At 49.8% G+C, this 22,724-nt stretch carries 19 protein-coding genes; 3 read left to right on the top strand and 16 right to left on the bottom strand.

Annotation, left to right across the window (positions count from 1 at the left end; all coding sequences use genetic code 11):
* Positions 1-148 precede the first annotated feature (148 nt).
* A complete protein-coding gene (locus O3682_RS08805; RefSeq protein ID WP_164836687.1) occupies positions 149-475 on the top strand; it encodes a hypothetical protein in 327 nt (108 codons plus the stop codon).
* Positions 476-623: 148 nt separating this feature from the next.
* A complete protein-coding gene (gene guaA, locus O3682_RS08800) occupies positions 624-2,189 on the top strand; it encodes a glutamine-hydrolyzing GMP synthase (RefSeq protein ID WP_070461856.1) in 1,566 nt (521 codons plus the stop codon).
* A 70-nt stretch (positions 2,190-2,259) separates the two neighbouring features.
* On the opposite strand, the gene gloB is transcribed toward guaA, so the two are convergent.
* The 9 genes from gloB to O3682_RS08755 all read right to left on the bottom strand — a co-directional run bounded on the left by gloB (position 2,260) and on the right by O3682_RS08755 (position 16,079).
* Complete coding sequence (gene gloB, locus O3682_RS08795) at positions 2,260-3,009, bottom strand: hydroxyacylglutathione hydrolase (RefSeq protein WP_371509646.1); 750 nt, start codon at positions 3,007-3,009, stop codon at positions 2,260-2,262.
* 22 nt (positions 3,010-3,031) lie between these two features.
* Positions 3,032-4,117: a hypothetical protein gene (locus tag O3682_RS08790; protein ID WP_371509645.1), complete on the bottom strand. Its 1,086-nt coding sequence runs from the start codon at positions 4,115-4,117 to the stop codon at positions 3,032-3,034.
* A 184-nt stretch (positions 4,118-4,301) separates the two neighbouring features.
* The gene (locus tag O3682_RS08785; protein WP_371509644.1) at positions 4,302-5,108 is read right to left on the bottom strand and encodes an HNH endonuclease; all 807 of its coding nucleotides are present in this window, start codon (positions 5,106-5,108) and stop codon (positions 4,302-4,304) included.
* A gap of 304 nt (positions 5,109-5,412) precedes the next feature.
* The gene (gene purL, locus O3682_RS08780; protein ID WP_371509642.1) at positions 5,413-9,309 is read right to left on the bottom strand and encodes a phosphoribosylformylglycinamidine synthase; all 3,897 of its coding nucleotides are present in this window, start codon (positions 9,307-9,309) and stop codon (positions 5,413-5,415) included.
* A 307-nt stretch (positions 9,310-9,616) separates the two neighbouring features.
* A complete protein-coding gene (rep, locus tag O3682_RS08775; RefSeq protein WP_371509640.1) occupies positions 9,617-11,617 on the bottom strand; it encodes a DNA helicase Rep in 2,001 nt (666 codons plus the stop codon).
* A 90-nt stretch (positions 11,618-11,707) separates the two neighbouring features.
* Complete coding sequence (locus O3682_RS08770) at positions 11,708-12,643, bottom strand: dihydroorotate oxidase (protein WP_371509638.1); 936 nt, start codon at positions 12,641-12,643, stop codon at positions 11,708-11,710.
* Between the two features lie 253 nt (positions 12,644-12,896).
* Positions 12,897-13,568 (bottom strand): hypothetical protein, encoded by a 672-nt coding sequence (locus O3682_RS08765; protein WP_371509636.1) that lies wholly within the window; start codon positions 13,566-13,568, stop codon positions 12,897-12,899.
* Between the two features lie 272 nt (positions 13,569-13,840).
* Positions 13,841-15,022: an acetylornithine/succinyldiaminopimelate transaminase gene (locus O3682_RS08760; RefSeq protein WP_371509634.1), complete on the bottom strand. Its 1,182-nt coding sequence runs from the start codon at positions 15,020-15,022 to the stop codon at positions 13,841-13,843.
* A 112-nt stretch (positions 15,023-15,134) separates the two neighbouring features.
* Positions 15,135-16,079 (bottom strand): class I SAM-dependent methyltransferase, encoded by a 945-nt coding sequence (locus O3682_RS08755; protein ID WP_371509632.1) that lies wholly within the window; start codon positions 16,077-16,079, stop codon positions 15,135-15,137.
* 336 nt (positions 16,080-16,415) lie between these two features.
* On the opposite strand from O3682_RS08755, the gene O3682_RS08750 reads away from it, so the two are divergent.
* Entirely contained in the window at positions 16,416-17,825 is a 1,410-nt protein-coding gene (locus tag O3682_RS08750) for a DEAD/DEAH box helicase (RefSeq protein ID WP_254322008.1), read from the top strand.
* Positions 17,826-17,955: 130 nt separating this feature from the next.
* Here O3682_RS08750 and leuB read toward each other — a convergent pair whose 3' ends face one another.
* From leuB to O3682_RS08715, 7 genes are all read right to left on the bottom strand, one after another.
* Positions 17,956-19,026, bottom strand: a complete 1,071-nt coding sequence (gene leuB / locus O3682_RS08745; RefSeq protein ID WP_004520344.1) for a 3-isopropylmalate dehydrogenase — start codon at positions 19,024-19,026, stop codon at positions 17,956-17,958.
* 66 nt (positions 19,027-19,092) lie between these two features.
* Positions 19,093-19,956, bottom strand: a complete 864-nt coding sequence (locus O3682_RS08740; protein ID WP_371509629.1) for a DUF1444 family protein — start codon at positions 19,954-19,956, stop codon at positions 19,093-19,095.
* A 38-nt stretch (positions 19,957-19,994) separates the two neighbouring features.
* Positions 19,995-20,456, bottom strand: coding sequence for a NanQ anomerase/TabA/YiaL family protein (locus O3682_RS08735; RefSeq protein WP_371509627.1), 462 nt, complete (start codon positions 20,454-20,456; stop codon positions 19,995-19,997).
* Between the two features lie 103 nt (positions 20,457-20,559).
* Positions 20,560-21,228, bottom strand: a complete 669-nt coding sequence (locus tag O3682_RS08730) for a DUF2625 domain-containing protein (RefSeq protein WP_107723308.1) — start codon at positions 21,226-21,228, stop codon at positions 20,560-20,562.
* Between the two features lie 68 nt (positions 21,229-21,296).
* Positions 21,297-21,938, bottom strand: coding sequence for a 3-isopropylmalate dehydratase small subunit (gene leuD / locus O3682_RS08725; RefSeq protein ID WP_371509625.1), 642 nt, complete (start codon positions 21,936-21,938; stop codon positions 21,297-21,299).
* A gap of 45 nt (positions 21,939-21,983) precedes the next feature.
* Positions 21,984-22,349: a VOC family protein gene (locus O3682_RS08720; RefSeq protein ID WP_049331002.1), complete on the bottom strand. Its 366-nt coding sequence runs from the start codon at positions 22,347-22,349 to the stop codon at positions 21,984-21,986.
* A gap of 103 nt (positions 22,350-22,452) precedes the next feature.
* Positions 22,453-22,707, bottom strand: a complete 255-nt coding sequence (locus O3682_RS08715) for a hypothetical protein (RefSeq protein ID WP_049331004.1) — start codon at positions 22,705-22,707, stop codon at positions 22,453-22,455.
* Positions 22,708-22,724 lie beyond the last annotated feature (17 nt).

Here is a 22,724-nt window from a genome sequence, read left to right as displayed (position 1 = left end):
ATTCGATTTCGATTTGCCTCTGTTCAGACGGCCTTTTTGTTGTGCCAACCTTTGCATAATTACACACAAGATTGCATTTTTATATCTTGCCTGCATGGCCGGCGCACCCAATAATACAGGCCGTCTGAAACCTTTACGGAGCGTTGTTATGTCCCGCCCCTCACTTTTTCTGCCTTTGTTTTTGATTATCTTTGGTGCGATTTGGTTTTTACGCGCTACGGATATTTTGCCTGCGACATCGACCATGATTGCCGGTGCATTAATTATTTTGGGCTTTGCCGTGTTGATTATGGACGGCATCAACAAACAGTCTATCGTTTCCGGCCCGATGCTGGTTTATATCGGTACAGCCATTTATCTGCACATGAGCTACTGGATTTACCTCTCGCCGCTGCTGGCCGTCGGCATGGTCGTGTTAGGTTGCCTGCTGTTGCTCTCGCGCAGCGATATGATTCCTGAGAAACACACAAAATAGAAAGATGAGAGATTTGGGTTTTGCCCTATAAAGGCCGTCTAAACAATGGTATAATCCGCCGTTTCAGACGGCCTTTTTTCTTGTGGTTTAAATTTGAAATTTACCCTCCCGGCCGCACTGTTTTCTTACATTTTGCAAAGTTTCCGCCATGACCCAAGACAAAATCCTTATTCTCGACTTCGGCTCGCAAGTTACCCAGCTGATCGCCCGCCGCGTGCGCGAAGCCCATGTTTACTGCGAACTGCATTCTTTCGACATGCCTTTGGAAGAAATTAAAGCCTTCAATCCGAAAGGCATTATCCTCTCCGGCGGTCCTAATTCCGTTTACGAATCCGATTATCAAGCCGATACCGGTATTTTTGATTTGGGCATTCCGGTTTTGGGCATCTGCTATGGCATGCAATTTATGGCGCACCACTTGGGCGGCGAAGTTACCCCGGGTAACCAACGCGAATTCGGTTATGCGCAAGTTAAAACCATCGACAGCGAGCTGACACGCGGCATTCAAGACGATGCGCCAAACACGCTCGACGTATGGATGAGCCATGGCGATAAAGTTTCCAAACTGCCTACCGGCTTCTCTGTCATCGGCGATACACCGTCTTGCCCGATTGCCATGATGGAAAACGCTGAGAAACAATTCTACGGCATCCAATTCCACCCTGAAGTGACCCACACCAAACAAGGCCGCGCGCTGTTGAACCGCTTTGTCTTGGATATTTGCGGCGCACAACCAAGCTGGACCATGCCAAACTACATCGAAGAAGCCGTTGCCAAAATCCGCGAACAAGTCGGCAGCGACGAAGTGATTTTAGGCTTGTCCGGCGGCGTGGACTCTTCCGTAGCGGCGGCACTGATTCACCGCGCCATCGGCGATCAACTGACCTGCGTATTTGTTGACCACGGTTTGTTGCGTTTGAACGAAGGCAAAATGGTGATGGATATGTTTGCCCGCAACTTGGGCGTACGCGTGATTCACGTTGATGCCGAAGAGCAGTTTTTGGCGAAACTTGCCGGCGTGACCGATCCGGAGAAAAAACGCAAAATCATCGGTGCGGAATTTATCGAAGTATTTGACGCTGAAGAGAAAAAACTCACTAACGCCAAATGGTTGGCGCAAGGTACGATTTACCCGGACGTAATCGAATCCGCAGGCGCGAAAACCAAAAAAGCCCACGCCATCAAATCCCACCACAACGTCGGCGGCTTGCCTGAAAACATGAAGCTCAAGCTGCTTGAGCCTTTGCGCGATTTGTTCAAAGACGAAGTACGCGAATTGGGCGTGGCTTTGGGCCTGCCACGCGAAATGGTGTACCGTCATCCGTTCCCAGGCCCGGGTTTGGGTGTGCGTATCTTGGGCGAAGTGAAAAAAGAATACGCCGACTTGCTCCGTCAGGCAGACGATATTTTCATTCAAGAATTACGCAATACTACCGATGAAAACGGCACATCTTGGTATGACCTGACCAGCCAAGCCTTTGCCGTATTCCTGCCTGTGAAATCCGTCGGCGTGATGGGCGACGGCCGCACATACGATTACGTCGTTGCCTTGCGTGCCGTGATTACCAGCGACTTTATGACTGCGCACTGGGCTGAGCTGCCATACTCGCTGCTTGGCCGCGTGTCAAACCGCATCATCAACGAAGTCAAAGGCATCAACCGCGTGGTTTATGATGTCAGCGGCAAACCGCCTGCCACGATTGAATGGGAATAATCCCTGAATAATAAAGGCCGTCTGAACAGGTATTGTTCAGACGGCCTTATTCTTTAGGGATCAAGCCCAATTAAAATTGATTTTTCAATTCACGCAAAGCGGCGAAGACTTCGAGTTCGCTGTTTAATTTTCGTCCGCTCAATTCTTCGGCGCGTGCCCGAACTTGGGGCAGGTGTATGCGGAAAAACGGATTGACTTTGCGTTCGTGCGCCAGGCTGACAGGCAGTGTCGGCGTGTGTTCGGCTGCGGCCAAGGCCGTCTGAATGTCGGCATTGTCCGGCTCGATATACTGGGCAAAGCGCAGGTTGGAGGCGGTGTATTCGTGCGCCGGATAAAACAGCGTTTCTTCGGGCAGCTGGTTGAATCGGTGGAAACTGTCGTAAAGCTGCTCGATTGTGCCGGTAAATACGCGGCCGCAACCGGCTGAGAACAAGGTATCGCCGCAGAAAACGTGCAGGCCGTCTGAATTTTCCAGCAGATAGCTGATGTGGCGGTCGGTATGGCCGGGAGTAGTCCAGACGGTAACCAAGCCTTCGCCAAACGGGAACTGCGTACCTGCGGTGACGGTATGCGTTGCTACGTCGATGTCGCTTTCGCCATAGATCGGGGATTCCAAAAAGCCGTGGAACAGGCTTTTTGCGCCGCCGGTATGGTCGGGGTGCGGATGGGTAATCCATGTTTGCGCCAGCATCAGGCGGTTGTGGACGAGGAATTTCAAAACGGGCGTGGCATCGGACGGATCGACGCAGGCGGCATGGTTGCCTTCTTGAATCATCCAGATGTAGTTGTCGTTTAGGGCTTTAATTGGCGTGATTTTCATATGCTTTCTTCTGGTTTGGGGTTCAGACGGCCTCTAAATAATCTTTGATATTAGGGCTTTGGCCGAACACGGCTTCATGGGCTTGATGGATGCACAGTCGGTTGAACAGCAATCTTTGGGTTTGATCGCCGTCGATAATCCGCACTTGGCCTTGCAGTTTGGGCGCATCGTGATGAAAGGTATTCTTAAACGCGTGCCAACGGTCGGTTTGCAGGTGCACGATGGCAAACATGTCATGCGAGATATTAACGCCGACGCTGAATAGTTTGGCCGAGGCTTGCAGGCAGAAACTGCTGTCGCCAAACAGGCATAGCCCCGTGTTTTCAGGATAGCGGAACAATTCGATTTTCACTGCTTCGGGTTCGGCAAAGATATTACAAAACAGCCGTTCAAACAACGACGGTTGCGCCACGCCTTCGCTCAACATACCGTAAAGCCCGCCCAGCCAATCGACATAGCCGAGAAAGGTGAAACGGTAGTCCTGCATAATGGCTTCGATGCGCTTGGGGTCGCGTTTGCTGATCAAGCGGACAAATTCAAAACCGACTTCCGGCAGCCGCGCCCGAAGTGTTTGGTGCAGGCGGTGGGCAAACAGGTTTTTGTGGTTGTGCGGATTGCGCAGGATACCGAGGAATTTCAGCCGCAATATCCGCCACAAGGCATCCGGTACTTTGACGGAATCGGCATTTGCCGTAGTTGTTTTCAGACGGCCTGCAGGTAAGGTGCGCAGATGATTGCAGGCCTCTTCGTAGCCGCTTTCATGACGGTTGAACCAGCTTTCCAGATTGTATTGGTTGGCGGAATCTTCGACAAAGGTCAGCGTATAGAGGTTTTTCGCAGCCAAGTTGCCGATGATGTTGACGCTTATCGCTTCGCTGCGGTTTTGTTCTTTGCCGCAGGCTTTTTTGCCAGTATGGAACATAGACAGCGGCAAGCGATAAACGTTTTGGTTTTGCGGGCTGACCTGCGGATTATGTGCGTGCTGCCGTTGCTCGGTCTGGGCGACGAAGTGGTGTTCCTTTGTCGGATTCGCGGTCAACAGGGCGTAAGGCTTTTCTCCGCATTCGGAAAATTCGCAATCGCTGAGGATAAAGGCTTGTCGAGTCATAATGTCGGGAAAGGCCGTCTGAATATGTCGATTATAGTTTAAAAGAGGGAATTATACAGAATGACGGCGACGGGTTTGGTCTTTATACGCAAAAGGACGCAAAAAGGTCGTCTGAAAACAAATATAGTGGGGTTCGCTAAATCGTTTTCAGACGACCTTAAATTAATAGACTGTTCAACACTATTTATTCTTCTTTTTGGAAGACATGGTTGCGGTGATACTCGAAATATTTTTCGCTTTCCGGTCTAATTTTTAATTTCATATCGGGAGCAATTCCTAACCGCTTTTGATTTTCCGGATCGATTGTCGGGTGGATTTTTATCGTCCCGTCGGTATCAAACGTAATCAGACCGCTATCGAATAATGCGTCGATATGAGGTGCGAGCATCAGACCATTGGAGGGGTCTAAACGCTCTTCATTGTTGCACTTGCTCCAAGGTTTAATATGGCTGGCAATAAGTAAAGACTGAACATCTAGACCTGTTAGTGGGCAGTTCGGATACAGTTCGAGTAGTTTTTGCCGGAATCTGCCTTGCCCTAAACGGGCTTTGATCAAAGTTTCAATTTCGGTTCGCTTGTTTGAATTGGCCTCGGAGGCTAAACGTTTTTCGAGTTTGTATATATCAGATTTTAAGGATAGGGCAGAAGTTACCTGAAAATTTTGTATTCCTGTGAGCTGTTCTACCGGTAATCCTTTTTCCTTACAGATTCTGCATGGATTTAGCCCTTTTTGATATTTGACCCAGCTCCATTGTTCAAGTTCTTCAATTGAGTTTGAGCAAACTTTGAAATAGTCTCCAGTTGTACTGCTTCCCGGCTTTTTATTCAGTTGGCTACAATTAGCAAAATGTATCCGAGGATGACTTTCATGAATATTAGAAGGGTCTTGACGTCGATGTATATTTAATACAAATCCCTTTGGGTTTTCATCAATCCATTCAATAAATTCATTATCATTCGGCATGTTTTTAAAAATTACTATGTTAGACATAAGCTTCTCCAAATCTTTTCTATAAATTTAATTAAGTTTGTTTGTATATATAGGTTCGGGACAAAAAAATCTAGGCCGTCATTCCCGCGCAGGCGGGAATCCAGAAGCTTGGATTTACAGTAATCTTTAAATATTTCTGAAATGCAGGGGTCTGGATTCCCGCCTGCGCGGGAATGACGGCGGTCGGTTTGGTCTTTATACGCAAAAGAACATATAAAGGTCGTCTGAAAACAGATATAGCGAGGTTCGCTAAATCGTTTTCAGACGACCTTTTCTTTAGAGCCGAATCAAATCAGCCTGCCGGTTAACCCAAAGCCTTCCTTGCTCCGGCGAAGAGGCGGTACCAGCCGGAGAGTTCCGTCCAGTCTTCCGGTTTCCAGCTCATTTGTGCGGCGCGGTACACGCGTTCCGGATGCGGCATCATGATGGTAACGCGGCCGTCGGCGTTGGTCACACCGGCGATACCTTGAGGCGAGCCGTTAGGGTTGAGCGGATAAGTTTGGGTCACTTGGTTTTGACCGTCCACATATTGCAGCGCAATGCCCAAATCGGCAGAAATGTTGCCGCCGTGAAGCGCGAAGTCGGCGCGGCCTTCGCCGTGGCTGACCACAACAGGCAGGCTGGAGCCTTGCATTTCGTTCAGAATCAGCGACGCGGATTTCGGAACATGAACCATGCTCAGGCGCGCTTCAAACTGTTCGCTCAGGTTGCGTTTGAATTTAGGCCATGTGTCTGCGCCCGGGATAATCTCGGCAAGGTTGCTGACCATTTGACAGCCGTTGCACACGCCCAATGTCAGCGTGTTCGGGTCGGCGAAGAAGGCGGCAAATTGGTCGCGCAGAGCAGGGTGGAACAGAATCGATTTCGCCCAGCCTTCGCCTGCGCCGAGTACGTCGCCGTAGCTGAAGCCGCCACACGCCGCCAGCATTTTGAAGTCGGCAAGGTGGACGCGGCCTGCCATCAGGTCGGACATATGCACGTCGTAGGCATCAAATCCGGCGCGGGTAAAGGCGGCGGCCATTTCGATTTGTCCGTTTACGCCCTGTTCGCGCAAGATGGCGATTTTGGGTTTTGCACCGCTGTTGATAAACGGCGCGGCGATGTCTTCGTTTACATCAAACTTCACGTCGGCAAACAATGCGCTGCGTTCGTTGTCGTCAATCAGGGCAAACTCGTTGTCTGCGCAGGCAGGGTTGTCGCGCAGGCGTTGGATGGCGTGGCTGGTTTCCTGCCATGCGCGTTGCAGGTCGGCGCGGTTTTGTCCCAATACGATGCCTTTCTGATTGCGGATAACGATTCTTTCGTCAGAACCAATGGTGGCAACGGTATGCAGTGCCAAATCAGCTTCTTTAAACAAGGCTTCTACGGCTGCTACATCTTGTTTGGCAATTTGAATCACTGCGCCCAGCTCTTCATTGAACAATGCGCGGATGCTTGCTACGTTGACATCGGCTTGGTTGGCAACCAGTGAAGTCAAATCCACATTCAAGCCGCAACGTGCCGCAAACGCCATTTCCACCAGCGTCGCAAACAAGCCGCCGTCGCTGCGGTCATGGTATGCCAAGAGTTTGTCTTCGGCGACAAGCTGTTGAATCACATTGTAAAACGCTTTCAGACGGCCTGTATCGTCCAAATCAGGCGCATCGCCAGTCATGTTGTTGTAAACCTGACCGAATGCAGAGCCGCCCATACGCGCTTTGCCGTTGCCCAAGTCAACCAGCAGCAATACGCTGTCTTCGACGTTTTTCAATTCGGGCGTAACAGTCTTGCGTACGTCTTCCACTGGCGCAAACGCGGAGATAATCAGGCTCAACGGCGAAACAACGGATTTTTTCTCTTCGCCATCCTGCCACACGGTTTTCATCGACAAGCTGTCTTTGCCCACGGGGATGCTTAAATCCAATGCCTGACAGGCTTTGGAAACGGCTTCGACGGTGCGGTAGAGTTTTTCGTCTTCGCCCTCGTTGCCGCACGCTGCCATCCAGTTGGCGGAGAGTTTGATGTTGCCGATGTCGCCGATATTGACCGCAGCGATGTTGGTGATGGCTTCGCCGACGCACATTCTGCCCGAAGCAGGCGCGTCAAACAGGGCGACGGTCGGTTTTTCGCCCATAGACATCGCTTCGCCGCGATAGGTATTGAAGCCCATCATGGTAACGGCGCAGTCGGCTACGGGGGTTTGGTATTTGCCGACCATTTGGTCGCGGTGGGTCATGCCGCCAACGCTGCGGTCGCCAATGGTAATCAGGAAGTTTTTAGCCGCTACGGTAGGCAGGCGCAGAACGCGATAGGCGGCTTCGGTAATGTCGATATCGCCCGCGTTAAACGGTTTTTCGGACGGTGTAACTGTTTTGTCGGTGCGCGTGGTTTTGGGCGGTTTGCCGAGCAAGACGTTCAACGGCAAATCGACAGGATTGTTGGAGAACAAATCGTCGCGCACTTTCAAATGACCGTCGTCGGTCGCCGTGCCGACTACGGCAAACGGGCAGCGTTCGCGTTCGCAGATGGCGCGGAAGGTGTCCAAATCTTTTTCCAAAATGGACAACACATAACGCTCTTGCGATTCGTTGCACCAGATTTGCAGCGGGTTGAGGCCGTGTTCTTCCAGCGGCACTTCGCGCAGTTTGAATACCGCACCGCGTCCGGCATCGTTGACGAGTTCGGGGAAGGCGTTGGACAGGCCGCCTGCGCCGACATCGTGGATGGAGATAATCGGGTTTTGGTCGCCAAGCTGCCAGCAACGGTCGATGACTTCTTGCGCGCGGCGTTCGATTTCGGGGTTGCCGCGTTGTACGGAGTTGAAGTCCAAAGATGCGTCGTTTGTGCCGGTGTTCATGGAAGAGGCTGCACCGCCGCCCAAGCCGATGAGCATACCCGGGCCGCCCAGTTGGATCAGCAATGCGCCTTCGGGGATTTCGTCTTTGTGTGTTTGTTGTGCCTGAATGCTGCCCAAGCCGCCGGCGATCATAATCGGTTTGTGATAGCCGCGGACTTGACCGTCAAATTTTTCTTCAAAGGTACGGAAGTAGCCCAAGAGGTTCGGACGGCCGAATTCGTTGTTGAATGCTGCGCCGCCGATCGGGCCTTCAATCATGATGTCTAGTGGAGAAGCAATATGACCGGGTTTGCCGTAGGCTTGTTCCCAAGGCTGCTCCAAGCCAGGGATATTCAGGTTGGAAACGGTAAAGCCGGTTAAGCCCGCTTTCGGACGTGAGCCTTTGCCTGTTGCGCCTTCATCGCGGATTTCACCGCCCGCACCTGTTGCCGCGCCCGCAAACGGCGCGATGGCGGTCGGATGGTTGTGCGTTTCCACTTTCATGATGATATGGGTGTCTTCTTCGTGGAAACGGTAGCCTTGGTTTTCCGCCGCATTCGGATAGAAACGCTCGACTTTTGCGCCTTCAATCACGGACGAATTGTCTTTATAGGCAACGACTGTGCCTTCGGGATGCGCATTGTGTGTATCGCGAATCATGCCGAAGAGGGATTTCGGTTGTTTTTCGCCGTTGAGGATGAAGTCAGCGTTGAAGATTTTGTGGCGGCAGTGCTCGCTGTTCGCCTGAGCGAACATCATCAATTCAACATCGGTCGGATTGCGGTTTAAAGCCTGGTAGTTTTCAACCAGATAATCGATTTCGTCGGCTGAAAGCGCCAAGCCCATTTCGGTATTGGCTTTGACCAATGCCTCTTTACCGCCGCCCAATACATCTACGCTGGAGAAGGTTTCCGATTGGATGTGGTGGAACAGTTGCGCCGCTGCATCGATGTCGGTCAACACGCTTTCGGTCATGCGGTCGTGCAATAGGGCTGCCCATTGTTGTTTTTGCCCGTCGGTAAGCGCACCTTCCAACCATACGGCCATGCCGCGTTCAATACGCTCAATGCCTTCCAAACCGCAGTTTTCGGCGATATTGGTCGCCTTGGAAGCCCACGGCGAAATCGTACCCAAACGGGGCGTTACCAAAAATAAATGCAAGCCCTCGCGCGCTTTGGGCGTTTGTTCAACGCTTTGCGCTGCCAGTAAGGCTTGCAGTTTTTCGACTGTCGCGGCATCAAGTGCTTTTTCGCTACCGACAAAATACCAAAATTCGCTGCTTAATTTGACTTCGGGCAGGCCGAGTGCGGCTGCTTTTTGAAAGAGTTTTTCAACACGGAAATCGGAAAGGGCGGTTACACCGCGCAAGGGCAGAACAACAGACATGGATTCAGCTCACAAAATGCAGTTGGGGAATCCATTATTATACCTGAAAAATGCGATTTTGCTTGTGAATTTATACTTCAAGTGTTGACAATTTTTGCTTATAAATTGAAGGGAAATGGAGCAATCGTGTCGCTTGATTTTTTTATTTTGTACCTGATTATTCGATTATTTTTGTTTATTTTTGAAGAATCGGGAGGAATGGGAATAGATGGGCATAAAGGTATAAAGTAAAAATTATTTAATTGTTGTCTTTGACATTTTGCTGACAATAAGGCCGTCTGACAGATTGCTTTCAGACGGCCTTGCCTTATCCTTTTCTTTTGTTTCCCAGCATATCCAGCAATCCTGCCAGATTGCTTTTTCCTTCTTCCTTGCTCACAATCGGCTCACCGCCTTTGCGGCCTAGGATTTTGATGTCTTCCTGCGGCATTTCGTCTATGAAGCGGCTCGGCTCGGGGAATTGCCATGTGCCTTGTTTTTTGCGTTTGAGGCAGTGTGTCAGCGTAAGTTGGCGTTTGGCGCGGGTAATGCCGACATACATCAGGCGGCGTTCTTCTTCGACATTGTCTTCTTCGATGCTGTCGTTGTGCGGCAAGATACCTTCTTCGCAACCGACAAGGAAAACGTAGGGGTATTCCAAACCTTTGGAGGCGTGCAGGGTGGAGAGTTTGACGGCATCGACTTCTTCTTCGCTTTTGCCCTCCAAAAGTGTCATCAGTGCGATGGTTTGGGCAAGCTCGATGATGTTTTTACCGTCTTGCTCGCCTTTGCGTTCCAGCCAGCCGGTCAGGTCGGTAACGTTGCGCCATTTGATTTCGCCTGCTTTGCCTTCTTCGTTGGCCAACAGGTGGTTTTCGTAGTCGATTTCTTTCAGCAGGTTATGAATAAGCTCGCCTGCTTCGCTGGTTTCGGCTTTGGCTCGATAGCTTTCAATCATATCCATGAAGGCTTGCAGGTGTTGGCAGTTGGTATGGTTCAATAGGGCAAGCGCTTCTTCGGTTTGAGCGGCTTCATACAGGCTGCATTCGTGTTCATGCGCGTAGGTGTTGAGCTTGCCCAGCGTTACATCGCCGATACCGCGTTTGGGCGTGGTTACGGCGCGCAGGAAGGCGGGATCGTCGTTGGGGTTGGCAAGCAGGCGCAAATAGGACAAAACGTCTTTGATTTCGGCTTTGTCGAAAAAACTCTGCCCGCCGGAGAGTTGGTAAGGAACGCGCGCGCTGCGCAAGGCTTCTTCAAAAATCCGCGCCTGATGGTTGCCGCGGTATAACACGGCGAAATCGGCGTATTGGGTTTTATCGCCGCCGACCAGCTTCTGCTTGACGATTTGGCTGACAACCCAGTCGGCTTCATGCTGCTCGCTCTGACAGGCAACGACCTTGACGATTTCGCCTTCGCCGAACTGAGACCAAAGTTTTTTGGTAAAGAGTTTAGGGTTGTTTTCGATGACTTTGTTGGCGATTTTTAGAATCCGCGCGGTTGAGCGGTAGTTTTGCTCCAGCTTGATGACTTTCATCTGCGGATAGTCTTCCTGCATTTTTCGCAGGTTTTCCATGTTTGCGCCGCGCCATGCGTAGATGGACTGGTCGTCGTCGCCGACGGCGGTAAACATGCCTTCCGCGCCAGTCAGAAGCTTCATCAGGGTGAATTGGCAGGTATTGGTGTCCTGACATTCGTCAACCAACAGATAACGCAGCCGCCGCTGCCATTTGTTGCGCACTTCGCTGTTTTGTTGCAACAGTACGGCAGGCAGGCGGATTAAGTCGTCGAAGTCAACCGCCTGATAGCTTTGCAGGGTTTCCTGATAACTCGCATAGACGCGCGCCGTTTGCTGTTCCCACACATTGGAGGCCGTCTGAACGACATCTTCAGGCGTTTTTAGATCGTTTTTCCAAAGGGAAATTTGATGCTGCGCTTTGAATATAGCTTCTTTGCCCGTACCGCCCAAGAGTTCTCCGATGATTTTGGCGCTGTCGGTAGAGTCGAGAATGGAAAAGTTTTTTTTGTAACCGATTTGATTGGCTTCTTCGCGCAGAATCTTCATGCCCAAAGAGTGGAAGGTGCAAATCGTCAGCCCGCGCGTTTGCGACTTGGGCAGCATTTTGGAGACGCGTTCCTGCATTTCCGTGGCGGCTTTATTGGTAAAGGTAATCGCGGCAACGGTATGCGGCAGATAGCCTACATTGACAATCAAATGCTTGATTTTTTGCGTAATCACGCCGGTTTTGCCGCTGCCTGCACCGGCAAGGACGAGCAGGGGGCCGCCTAGATATTTGACTGCGGCTTGCTGTTGAGGGTTGAGTTTCATTGAAGGGGAAGACGGGTAATGTGGGGAGCAATTATACAACAAGGCCGTCTGAAATTTTCAGACGGCCTTGGGCGTTTTTTAGAGTAAACCCTATGCAAAATATTTCAATTTGCCTTTGAAGTCTTCCAGTTTTTCGTAGCCTTTTTGCGCCATGATGGCTTTTAATTCAAGGGAAACACGTTCAAAAATGTCTACGCCTTGCTGGTGTAGCGCCGTGCCGATCTGCACCATGCTGGCGCCGCACAAGATGTGTTCAAACGCATCACGGCCGCTGTAAACACCGCCTGTTCCAATGACTTGGATAGACGGATCCAGTCTTTGATAGAACGCGTTGACATTGGCGAGCGCAGTCGGTTTGATGTATTGGCCGCCTATGCCACCGAAGCCGTTTTTCGGGCGGATCACGACAGATTCGTCTTCGATATACATGCCATTGCCGATGGAGTTGACACAGTTGACGAATTTTAGGGGATAGCGGTTGAACACTTTTGCCGCTTGATCGAAATGGGCAATATCGAAATACGGCGGCAGTTTGATGCCCAATGGCTTGTCGAAGTAGGTAAAGGCATTATCCAAAATCATCTCGGTTGTTTCAAAGTCGTAGGCGATTTGCGGTTTGCCGGCGACGTTTGGGCAGGATAAGTTGAGTTCGGTAATGCCGTTAAACCCGCTGTTTTGCACCTTTTCCAACAGGATATGTGTTTCGCCGGGCGACAGGCCGACCAGTGATAGGAAAAATGTCCGTTCCTGCTGAGACTCTTGAAGGGTAAGCAGGTAATCCAGATAGTAATCAATACCTTGATTCGGCAAGCCCATCGAATTGATGCTGCCGAGAGGCACGTCCCGATAACGCGGCTCGGGGTTGCCTTGACGAGGGGTAAGCGTTGCAGTCTTGGTAATGAAAGTGCCTGCCGAAGACTGTCTGACCGCTTCCAATTCCTCAACAGTCATACATGACACACCTGCCGCGTTCATCAGGCAGTTGTCAAAAGAAAAACCGGCGATTTGGGTTTTCAACGATACCATCTCCTGCTCCTTTTCTTCGTAAAATCAAAATGTTTGATAAGCGTAACACGAAGAAGCGGTACGATTTTTAACAAACATCAAATGACAGGGAATGTAGGAATATGTTGTTTTATAGAATAAAGTAAAGACGTAAAAAGGTCGTCTGAAAGCAAGGTTTCAACAAAGTTAAAACCTGAATGTTTTTCAGACGACCTCTATCAAGACAAACATGGCTGTCTCAATCAAATAAAGTCAGTCCCAACTGACCAAGCTATCAACGTTTTTTGAAGCTTTTCAGAGTACCGTCATTGTTAAATTCAAATTCGTATTCCGCACGATCGGTTTTGAGGAAACCGGTGATCCACTCTTTCTTACCGGTCGATACGAACAAGGAGTAATACACATGAGTCAAGTCTGTTTCTTTGGCTTCCACTTCTTTGGCTTTTTCGCCGTAGGCTTGAGCGATTTTCGCGATATCGGCAAATTTGATTTCATCCAACGGGAAAACGTTGTCTTTCATATTTCCGTTGCCGGAAATGCGGACAGGTTGAGGCTCGCTCCATTTACCGTCTTCAAATTCGTAGTGGTCGATATTTTCGGGTTTGTTAGGGTCTTGAATTTCCACGGTAATGCGCGGACGTTTGCCACCGTAGAAATGGATGTTTTGGAAAATATTGAGTGGTTTGCCACCGAATTGCGGCAGTGCTTTCAGCGCATCTTCAGCAGCTTGCAGAGCGGTTGCATCCGCCAAGAAATTGCCTGAAGAAACCACAGGTTTTACCTCAGGTTTTGCTTCTTCAGCAGGTTTTTCAGCATCTTTAGGGGCTTCTGCCGTATTACCTGCAGCAGCTTTTACAGGCTCATCGGAAGCCTGTTTGTTTTTATCACCACAAGCAGTCAAACTCAATGCAGCAGCGGTTACGAGGGCAAGCCATTTCATTTTCATTTATCAATCCTAACTTTGAAAATATGCGACATTACATATATTTCACATTATAACAAACAAAGCAAAAATGTGTGAAAAATTAATAAGTTTTGTATTATGGCTGATATTTTCGAAGTTAATAATAAGTTTTATTTTGAATCTTTTATATGCCTGTTTTCATACTGGTCTCAGGCAGGAATCCAAGGGTTTGAACACTTTTATGAATAAGAAAGGTCAAAGGTCAGCGGATTGGGATTTGAAGTGCAATAACCTTAGCTCATTATCTTGCTAGGTTAGGCTGTCCACCCTTTTAACGCCGCTTCAAAACGTTTCAAACCTTCGACCATATCTTCATCGTTCAGCAGCAGGCTGGGGGCAAAGCGCACCACATTTGCTCCGGCAACCAGTACCATCAGGCCGTGTTTTAAAGCGGCGGCGGTGATTTCAGATGCCTTGCCTGCGTATTCGTCTGCCAATACGCAGCCGAGCAGCAGGCCCATGCCGCGGACTTCTTTAAATACGCCGGTTTTTACGCCCAATTCACGCAAGGCCGTCTGAAGTTTTTGGCCTTGTTGCTGAACGTGTGCCAATGTTTCGGGCGCATTGATGATGTCAAACGCACGGCTGCCGACTGCGCACGCCATTGGGTTGCCGCCGAAGGTCGAGCCATGTGTTCCGGGGCCGAAGGTTGGGGCGATTTTATCGGTGGTCAGAATCGCGCCAATTGGGAAACCGCAACCCAAGGCTTTGGCGGAGCTGAGGATATCGGGTGTTACGCCGTAATGCTCGTAGGCAAACAGTTTGCCCGTATGACCCATGCCGGTTTGCACTTCGTCCAAAATGAGCAAGGCGCCGTGTTTGTCACACAAACGGCGTGCGGCTTGCAGGTATTCTTGGGTGGCAGGCAGGATGCCGCTTTCGCCTTGAATCGGCTCGATAATCACGGCGCAGGTTTTGTCGCCGACGGCCGCTTCCAATGAGGCAACATCATTGAAGGGTACATGGGTAATGCCGGCCGGCAGCGGCGTGTAGTCTTTGCTGTATTTGGATTGGCCGCCGACGGATACGGTAAACAGGGTACGGCCGTGGAAGCTGTTGAGGCAGGAGATGATTTCGGTTTTGTGTTCGCCAAAATGATCGCGGCCGTATTTGCGCGCCAGTTTCAACGCGGCTTCATTGGCTTCCGCGCCGGAATTGCAGAAAAATACTTTGTCGGCAAAGGTGTTTTCGACCAATTTTTTGGCCAATTCTTGCGCCGGTTGGGTAGTGTAGATATTAGAAATGTGCCAGAGTTTTTGCGATTGTTCGGCCAAGGTTGCGACCAAATCGGGATGACAATGCCCCAACGCGTTCACAGCAATACCGCCTGACAGGTCAATGTATTCTCGTCCTTCGGTATCCCAAACCCAGCTGCCGAGCGCGCGTTCCGGAATCATGGGGGCGAATGAGAAATTGGGCGTCAGGTAGTTTTGCATGTTCTTTTCCTTTTGATATTGTCAACAATCTCTTCAATTATGCGCCTATTGGTTGCGAGATTCAATATGGCAATCAGGCCGTCTGAAAACTGACTTTCAGACGGCCTGATGCTTATTTATGCTTGATTTCCCAGCATTGATGGATTTTTTTGTTGCGGAAATCGTCGGGAACGGACTGTTTGGAAATATCTTTGACGGCGTATTGTTCCGATACCGAGTCGTCTAGCACAAAGCTGCGCAGATTGTTGGAGAAATACAGAATGCCGTCTGAAGCGAGCAGGCCCATTGCGCCGTCAATCAGCTTTTTATGGTCGCGCTGGATGTCGAGGATGTCGAGCATCTTTTTGCTGTTGGAAAAGCTGGGCGGGTCCATGACAATCAGGTCGAACTTTTTGCCATCGTCTGCGGCGTTTTGCAGATATTGGAACACATCGGAGCGGACGATTTTATGTTGTTCGGTGTCAATGCCGTTGAGTTCAAAATTGCGTTTTGCCCACTCGAGATAAGTGTTGGATAAATCGACGGTTTCGCTGGATACCGCGCCGCCGGTTGCGGCATAGACGGTAAAGCTGCCTGTGTAGGAAAACAGGTTGAGGAAGCGTTTGCCCGCTGCGGTTTCGCCGACTTTTTTGCGCGTGTTGCGGTGGTCGAGGAAAAGGCCGGTATCGAGGTATTTGTCGAGGTTGACCCAAAACTTGCGGCCGTTTTCAGTGATGACGAAATCGTCGCCGGTTTTGCCGGTTTTCTCGTATTGTTGTAAACCTTTTTGACGTTCTCGGCGTTTGAGGTGGATTTGTTCGGGCGCAAAACCGGTCACAAAACCGATGGCTTCCAATACATCGGCAAGCCATGCTTCGTATTCTTCGGGCTGCATCAGCCAGCCGGTATCGTATTCCTGAAGATGGATTTGGTCGCCGTAAACATCGACGGCAAAGGGAAATTGGGGAATATCGCGGTCGTAAATGCGCCAGGCTTCGATATTGTTGCGTTTGGCCCATTTCATAAGATGTTTGATGTTTTTACCTAAGCGGTTGGCAAAGGGGGTAATGTCGGTCATGGTTTCAGACGGCCTGAATAAGTATTGGGAAGGGGTTGGATTTTAACGCACTTGATGCCTTTTTGCTTGACTGTTATCCATAAAATCTATATTATCCGCCGTTCGCCTTTTGATACGAAGCCATCGTCATCCAACCTAAACCGCCGTTTCGGGCGTGTTTCTTTTATTGCTTGCATATTTGCAAAGCCTTTTCTGTGCAGGTTGTCGTCGATGTTAACCACAAGCAAGATGCTTGCGACAACCCTGTAACTTCACATTCCCCGTATCGTTACTTTCCTTTGCTTCAGGTCGTCTGAAATTGTTCAGGCGTGCGCGTTGTTGTCTCTTAGGATAGATATGTCTATTAAATTTGCCGATTTGAACCTTGATAAAAACATTTTGTCTGCCGTACGCAGCGAGGGTTATGAAAGCCCGACCCCGATTCAGGCGCAAGCGATTCCGTTTGCTTTGGACGGCCGTGACATTATGGCTTCGGCACAAACCGGTTCAGGCAAAACTGCAGCCTTCCTGCTGCCCACTTTGCAAAAACTGACCAAGCGCAGCGAAAAACCAGGCAAAGGCCCGCGCGCTTTGGTATTGACCCCGACCCGCGAACTGGCGGCTCAGGTGGAAAAAAACGCGCTGGCGTATGCTAAAAATATGCGTTGGTTCCGTACTGTCAGCATTGTCGGTGGCGCATCTTTCGGCTACCAAACCCGTGCTTTGAGCAAACCGGTTGACCTGATTGTCGCCACTCCGGGTCGTCTGATGGACTTGATGCAGAGCGGCAAAGTTGATTTTGAACGTTTGGAAGTGCTGATTCTGGACGAAGCCGACCGTATGTTGGACATGGGTTTTATCGACGACATCGAAACCATCGTGGAAGCAACGCCGAGCGACCGTCAGACTTTGTTGTTCTCCGCCACTTGGGACGGCGCAGTGGGCAAACTGGCGCGCAAACTGACCAAAGACCCTGAAACCATCGAAGTTGAACGTGTGGATGATCAAGGCAAAATTGAAGAGCAGCTGTTGTACTGCGACGATATGCGCCATAAAAACCGCCTGCTCGACCACATCTTGCGCGATGCCAACATCGACCAATGCGTGATTTTCACGTCCACCAAAGCCATGACCGAAGTCATCGCGGATGAATTGTACGAAAAAGGTTTTGCCGCCAACTGCCTGCACGGCGATATGCCTCAAGGCTGGCGTAACCGCACGCTGATGGACTTGCGCAAAGGCCGCTGCAAAATTTTGGTTGCCACCGACGTTGCCGCACGCGGTATCGACGTACCAACCATTACCCACGTTATCAACTACGACTTGCCGAAACAGGCAGAAGACTACGTTCACCGCATCGGCCGTACCGGCCGCGCAGGCCGTACCGGTATTGCGATTACTTTTGCCGAAGTGAACGAATACGTCAAAGTACACAAAATTGAAAAATACATCGGCCGCAAATTGCCTGAGCTGACCATCGAAGGCATGGAACCGACACGCAAACGCAAATCTGCCGGCGGCAAACCGAAAGGCAAAGGCGGCTGGGGCGATCGTAAATCCGGCGGCTGGCGCGGCGATAAGAAACCGGCTAAAGAAGGTTTCGGCGGTAAAGCTCGCGGCGAAGGCCATAAAAAAGACGGTTTCAAGAAAGATGGCTTTAAAAAAGACGGTTTCAAAAAAGCTGACGGTTTCAAAAAAGGCGGCGAAGGCTTTAAAGGCAAGCGCAAGTCTAACGACAGTTTTGGCGGCAAACACAAAAGAGGTTGATTGCTTCAATCTTAAGGCCGTCTGAAAAGACATAAGGGCGTGTGAAGACACGCCCTTTTTTGATGGTTAAAAGTTTTCGCATATAAAAAAAGCGTGGGATTGGTCCCACGCTTTTTTTTCAGACGGCCTCTTACAAAGCGGCCAATACGGCATCGCCCATTTCGGAGCAGGAAACCAGTTTGGTACCTTCTTCATAAATGTCGCCGGTACGCAAGCCTTGTTGCAGTACTTTTTGTACGGCGTTTTCAACTTGTTGCGCGCGTGCTTCGTCATTCAGGCTATAACGCAGCAGCATGGCAAGAGACAATACGGTTGCCAGCGGATTGGCTTTGTTTTGACCGGCAATGTCGGGAGCGGAGCCGTGAGACGGTTCGTACAGGCCTTTGCCGTTTTCGTCCAAAGAAGCAGAAGGCAGCATACCGATGGAACCGGTCAGCATGGAGGCTTCGTCAGAGAGAATATCGCCGAAGATGTTGCCGGTGGCAATCACGTCAAATTGTTTGGGCGCGCGTACCAACTGCATGGCGGCATTGTCCACGTACATATGGGAAAGCTCGACGTCAGGATATTCTTTGCCGATTTCTTCAAAGATTTCGCGCCACAGTTCGGTGGTTTCCAAAACGTTGGCTTTGCCTACGGAGCAGACTTTTTTGCTGCGTTTTTGGGCGGATTGGAAGGCAACGTGGGCAATACGGCGGATTTCGCTTTCACTGTATTTCATGGTGTTGTAGCCTTCGCGTTCGCCGTTTTCTAACACACGGATGCCGCGCGGTTCGCCGAAGTAAATATCGCCGGTCAGTTCGCGTACGATAAGGATGTCGAGGCCGGCTACGATTTCCGGTTTTAGAGTGGAAGCATTGGCCAGCTCTTTATACAAAATGGCAGGGCGCAGGTTGGCAAACAGATTCAAGTCTTTACGGATGGCCAACAAGCCGCGTTCAGGGCGCAGCGGACGGTCGAGATTGTCGTATTGAGGAGAACCGACTGCACCAAGCAGAACCGCATCAGCTTTACGGCAAAGGTTTTGCGTGAATTCTGGATAAGGATGGCCGTATTCGTCATAGGCTTCGCCGCCCAAAGGTGCGTATTCGTAGCTGACATCCAAACCTTGTTCGATAAGTTTGTCGAGTACACGGACGGTTTCTGCAACGATTTCAGGGCCGATGCCGTCGCCGCGCAAGATAGCGATATGTTTGGTCATTTCGGGTTTCCTTATGGGAAGGTTTTAGGTAAAGGGCAGGTCGTCTGTTTTTCAGACGGCCTTAAATCAATTTGCTCTGAAAACGCTGATTGTACCATTATGGTACTGGTAAAGCTGGGTAGAAATCGCGTAGGCAGAGTCTTCAAATGCCTGCAGGGCGATATTTGCCATTGCCTGCAAAGCCTCTTCATCGGACGGGCTGCAAACGAGCAGAGCGTTGCGTGCCGGGACTGCAAAAACAGGATTGGCCGGCAGCATAAGATCGTCTTTAAGTACTTCGTCCAAAAGCAAAATCAGGGAAGTATCATAGTCGTTGTCCAAATGGATTTGGGTCAATGACCAACCTTCGGCATGATGAATTTGGACATGTCCATTCATCCGTTGGCGCAAATTATCCATGGCGGTACGATACAAGGCGTCCTCATCTTCAATACCGGCCTCTTTCATATGCTCACGATTGAGCGTATGCATGGATTCTTCCGTATCCACCATATAAAGCAACATGATATCGCCGGCAATCGGTTTGTATACCAGGTAATCGGCAGGTTCGGCTTCGTCCGTATTTGTAATCAGTCTGGCGTTTTCCAGATAAATCGTATTTTTAATTGTCGGAAGAATTTGTTGTGCTGAAACACTGGCATCAGTGTCTTGAATCTTATAGATAACCGCTAAATTGGCTGCAACAATCGCCTCCAAGGCCTCGGGATTTTGCAGATAACTTGTGTAATGGTTGCTCAAATATGTGCTGAATGATGCTTCATCGTCTTCGGAAAAATGGACAATAATCGGCGAAGACGCAATATTTTCGCCCCAGTCGATTTTTGCCTCAAGATCCAATTCTTCTTGGATGCGGCGGGCAAAGTATTCGACAAATTCCTGCCAAGTCATTAATTTAGGTTTGGAGCGGAACAACCTGCTGAAAAAAGACATATTGTGTCCTGAATAAGGGGATAAGGCCGTCTGAAAAATTATAGACGTTCGGTTTCAACACGGATTTTAAAAACAACTTTGCGTATGTTTGCCCTGTCGCCGACCAAAGGGGCATGCGCATCATTCGGGAAGAATAGCGCAAATTCGCCGGGCTCCAAGGTCAGCCAAGTTTCCGGCTCGCAGTCGAAAAACTCGATATCGCGCTTTTCGTTGTAGCCTAAACCGTTTTTCAGACGGCCTCTGTCTATCCAGCCATATGTTTCGCTGCCATCAATCGGCGTTTGAATATCAATGTGTTTTAAGTGCGCTTCAGGCTGAGCTTCGCCTTTAGTCCTTATCGGCTCGCTGCCGATAAAAATACGGATATTGGGGTTCTCGCACGGCACTTGGCCGTCCGGCAGCTTGGTAAAATCTAGGGTTTGCAACAGATGGAAGGCCTCAGCAAAGTCGGGATGCAAGGCAGCGTAGCGGGTGGCATTGCTTATGGTGTCGGTAATCATGGTGTGGTTAGGTAGAAATTAAACTTCAGGATGTAGAGAAGCCAATACGGTTTTCAGGATGCCTTATTTGGATTCTGACAATAAGGCTGTCTGAAAAGGCTTTTTATAGAGTTATGTTTTGCAGATCCAAAGTGGAAGCATAATGTTCAGCGATAGGAATACGCTTGCGGCTGACTTGGTTTATATCGCTGCCTTCTTCAGTCCATAAAAACGGAAAGAACGTGTAAACGCTGTCGCCATTCAAATCACGGATTTCTTCGTGCCAATTTTTCCAACGCAGGTTTTCGTAAAACAACTGTAAATCGCCGTTCAATGCCCAATTTAAGAAGTCGCCATAACCTTTACCGCAATCTTCCCATTCCAGTGTATCCGGTGGTAGGTAGAAAACATTACCTACTTTGCCATTCAATCCTCCGCCATTAATCGCAAAATAGCCTCCAGCAACATCATCGGCAAACAGATAATAGGGAGCAGGGCCTGCTGGCTCGGATTGTGTACGGCTTAGATTCCAACTTCCCAAACCACGAGGTAGCTTCGCGCTGCCAGAACCAAGTATCCGTAACCAGCCGTCATCGATAAGAATACCGCCGGTTTCATAAACGACAGCACCCATAAACGAACGTATCGTTACTTGGGTTTTGACAAGTTCTTCCTTTGCCTTTTCAAGCGTACGTGGCAGAACTTCAACGCTGTTTACCGCTTCTGTAAGCCACTCTTGAATCAATGGCCACGCAGGGTCTTGGGTTTGGATTAATTCGTCGAATGATCTCATGGTCTATCCCAAAACATTCAGTAAAGGCCGTCTGAAACACTTAAATTTTTCAGACGGCCTTTTGTATATCAACCGTTAAACAGCCAAGGCTGGCTTTGGCGGCGTTTTTCTTCAAAGGCGTGAATTTCGTCAGAGTGTTGCAGGGTCAGGCCGATTTCGTCCAAGCCGTTTAAGAGGCAGTGTTTGCGGTGTTCGGTAATGTCGAATGTGAATGTTTCGCCGCTAGGGGTGGTCAGGGTTTGCTCGGCAAGGTCGATGGAGAGCTGATAGCCTTCGTTGGCTTCAACTTCTTTGAAAAGCTGGTCCACCTGTTCTTCTGTCAAAACGATAGGCAAAAGGCCGTTTTTGTAGCAGTTGTTGAAGAAGATGTCGGCAAAGCTAGGGGCAATGACGGCGCGGAAGCCGTAGTCGTCCAATGCCCAAGGGGCGTGTTCGCGTGAAGAGCCGCAACCGAAGTTTTTACGTGTCAACAGGATTTGTGCGCCTTGATAGCGTGGCTGGTTCAGGGAGAAATCCGGATTCAACGGGCGTTTGCTGTTGTCCATGCCAGGTTCGCCGTGGTCGAGGTAGCGCCATTCATCAAAGGCATTGGGGCCGAAGCCGCTGCGTTTGATGGATTTCAAAAATTGTTTGGGAATGATGGCATCGGTATCGACGTTGCTGCGGTCGAGCGGGGCAACGATGGCGGTAATTTTGGTAAAGGCTTTCATGTCAGATTCTTATAGTAATAATGGGAAATTTTATGGCTATTCGGGTTAGCGTGTGCTGTGCAAACCGATTCGGTTGCCTTCTGTGTCTTCGATAAATGCTGCAAAGCCGTTGGCAATGCGGAATTTCTCTTGTAACAGTTTGCCGCCTGCTGCAACGGCTTTTTCTGCTGTTTCGGCGCAATCCGGGCAATTAAAGAAAATGGTTGTACCGCCGTGGCCGGGCTGGGCATTGCTGTCGTGCCAAATCATGCCTGCCGTACCGTGTTGCGTGTAATCGGCTGGAAAAATGATGAAACGGAATCCGTTGCCGCCAACGTCTTGTAGGGGCTTGCCGAATACGGATTCGTAAAAGGCTTTGGCGCGATCTAAATCATGAGCGTGAATACCAAACCAGCTTGACGGATTACTCATTGTTTCTTCCTTTGCTTGGAATTGTAAAAATGTCTGAACAAGTAATAAGGTATCAGGCCGTCTAAAGCGGAGTCAGGAGCTTCAGACGGCCTGATTTACCGAATTATTCGGTAGCGGCTTCGATTTTTTCTCCAACATGGCTCATGCCGCGGCCTACTGCATTGCCGCCTTTTTTAACGGCTTCTTCAGTTTTATCGGCTACGCGTTCAGCGGTTTCTTTGGTTTTGTCGGCTACACGTTCTGCAGTTTCTTTGGTTTTGTCCCAATTGCGGTTGGTATCGTCTTTTGCGCCGGACCAAGTGCTGGAACAAGCTGACAGGATGAGGGCTGCGGCAGCTAATGCAAACAGTTTTTTCATACTAGATTCCTTTCAAG

The sequence above is a fragment of the Neisseria sp. 27098_8_112 genome, assembly GCF_041433235.1.
Classification (GTDB): domain Bacteria; phylum Pseudomonadota; class Gammaproteobacteria; order Burkholderiales; family Neisseriaceae; genus Neisseria.
Note: the sequence above shows the minus strand (reverse complement) of the source record. Positions and strands in the feature narration are given on the sequence as shown.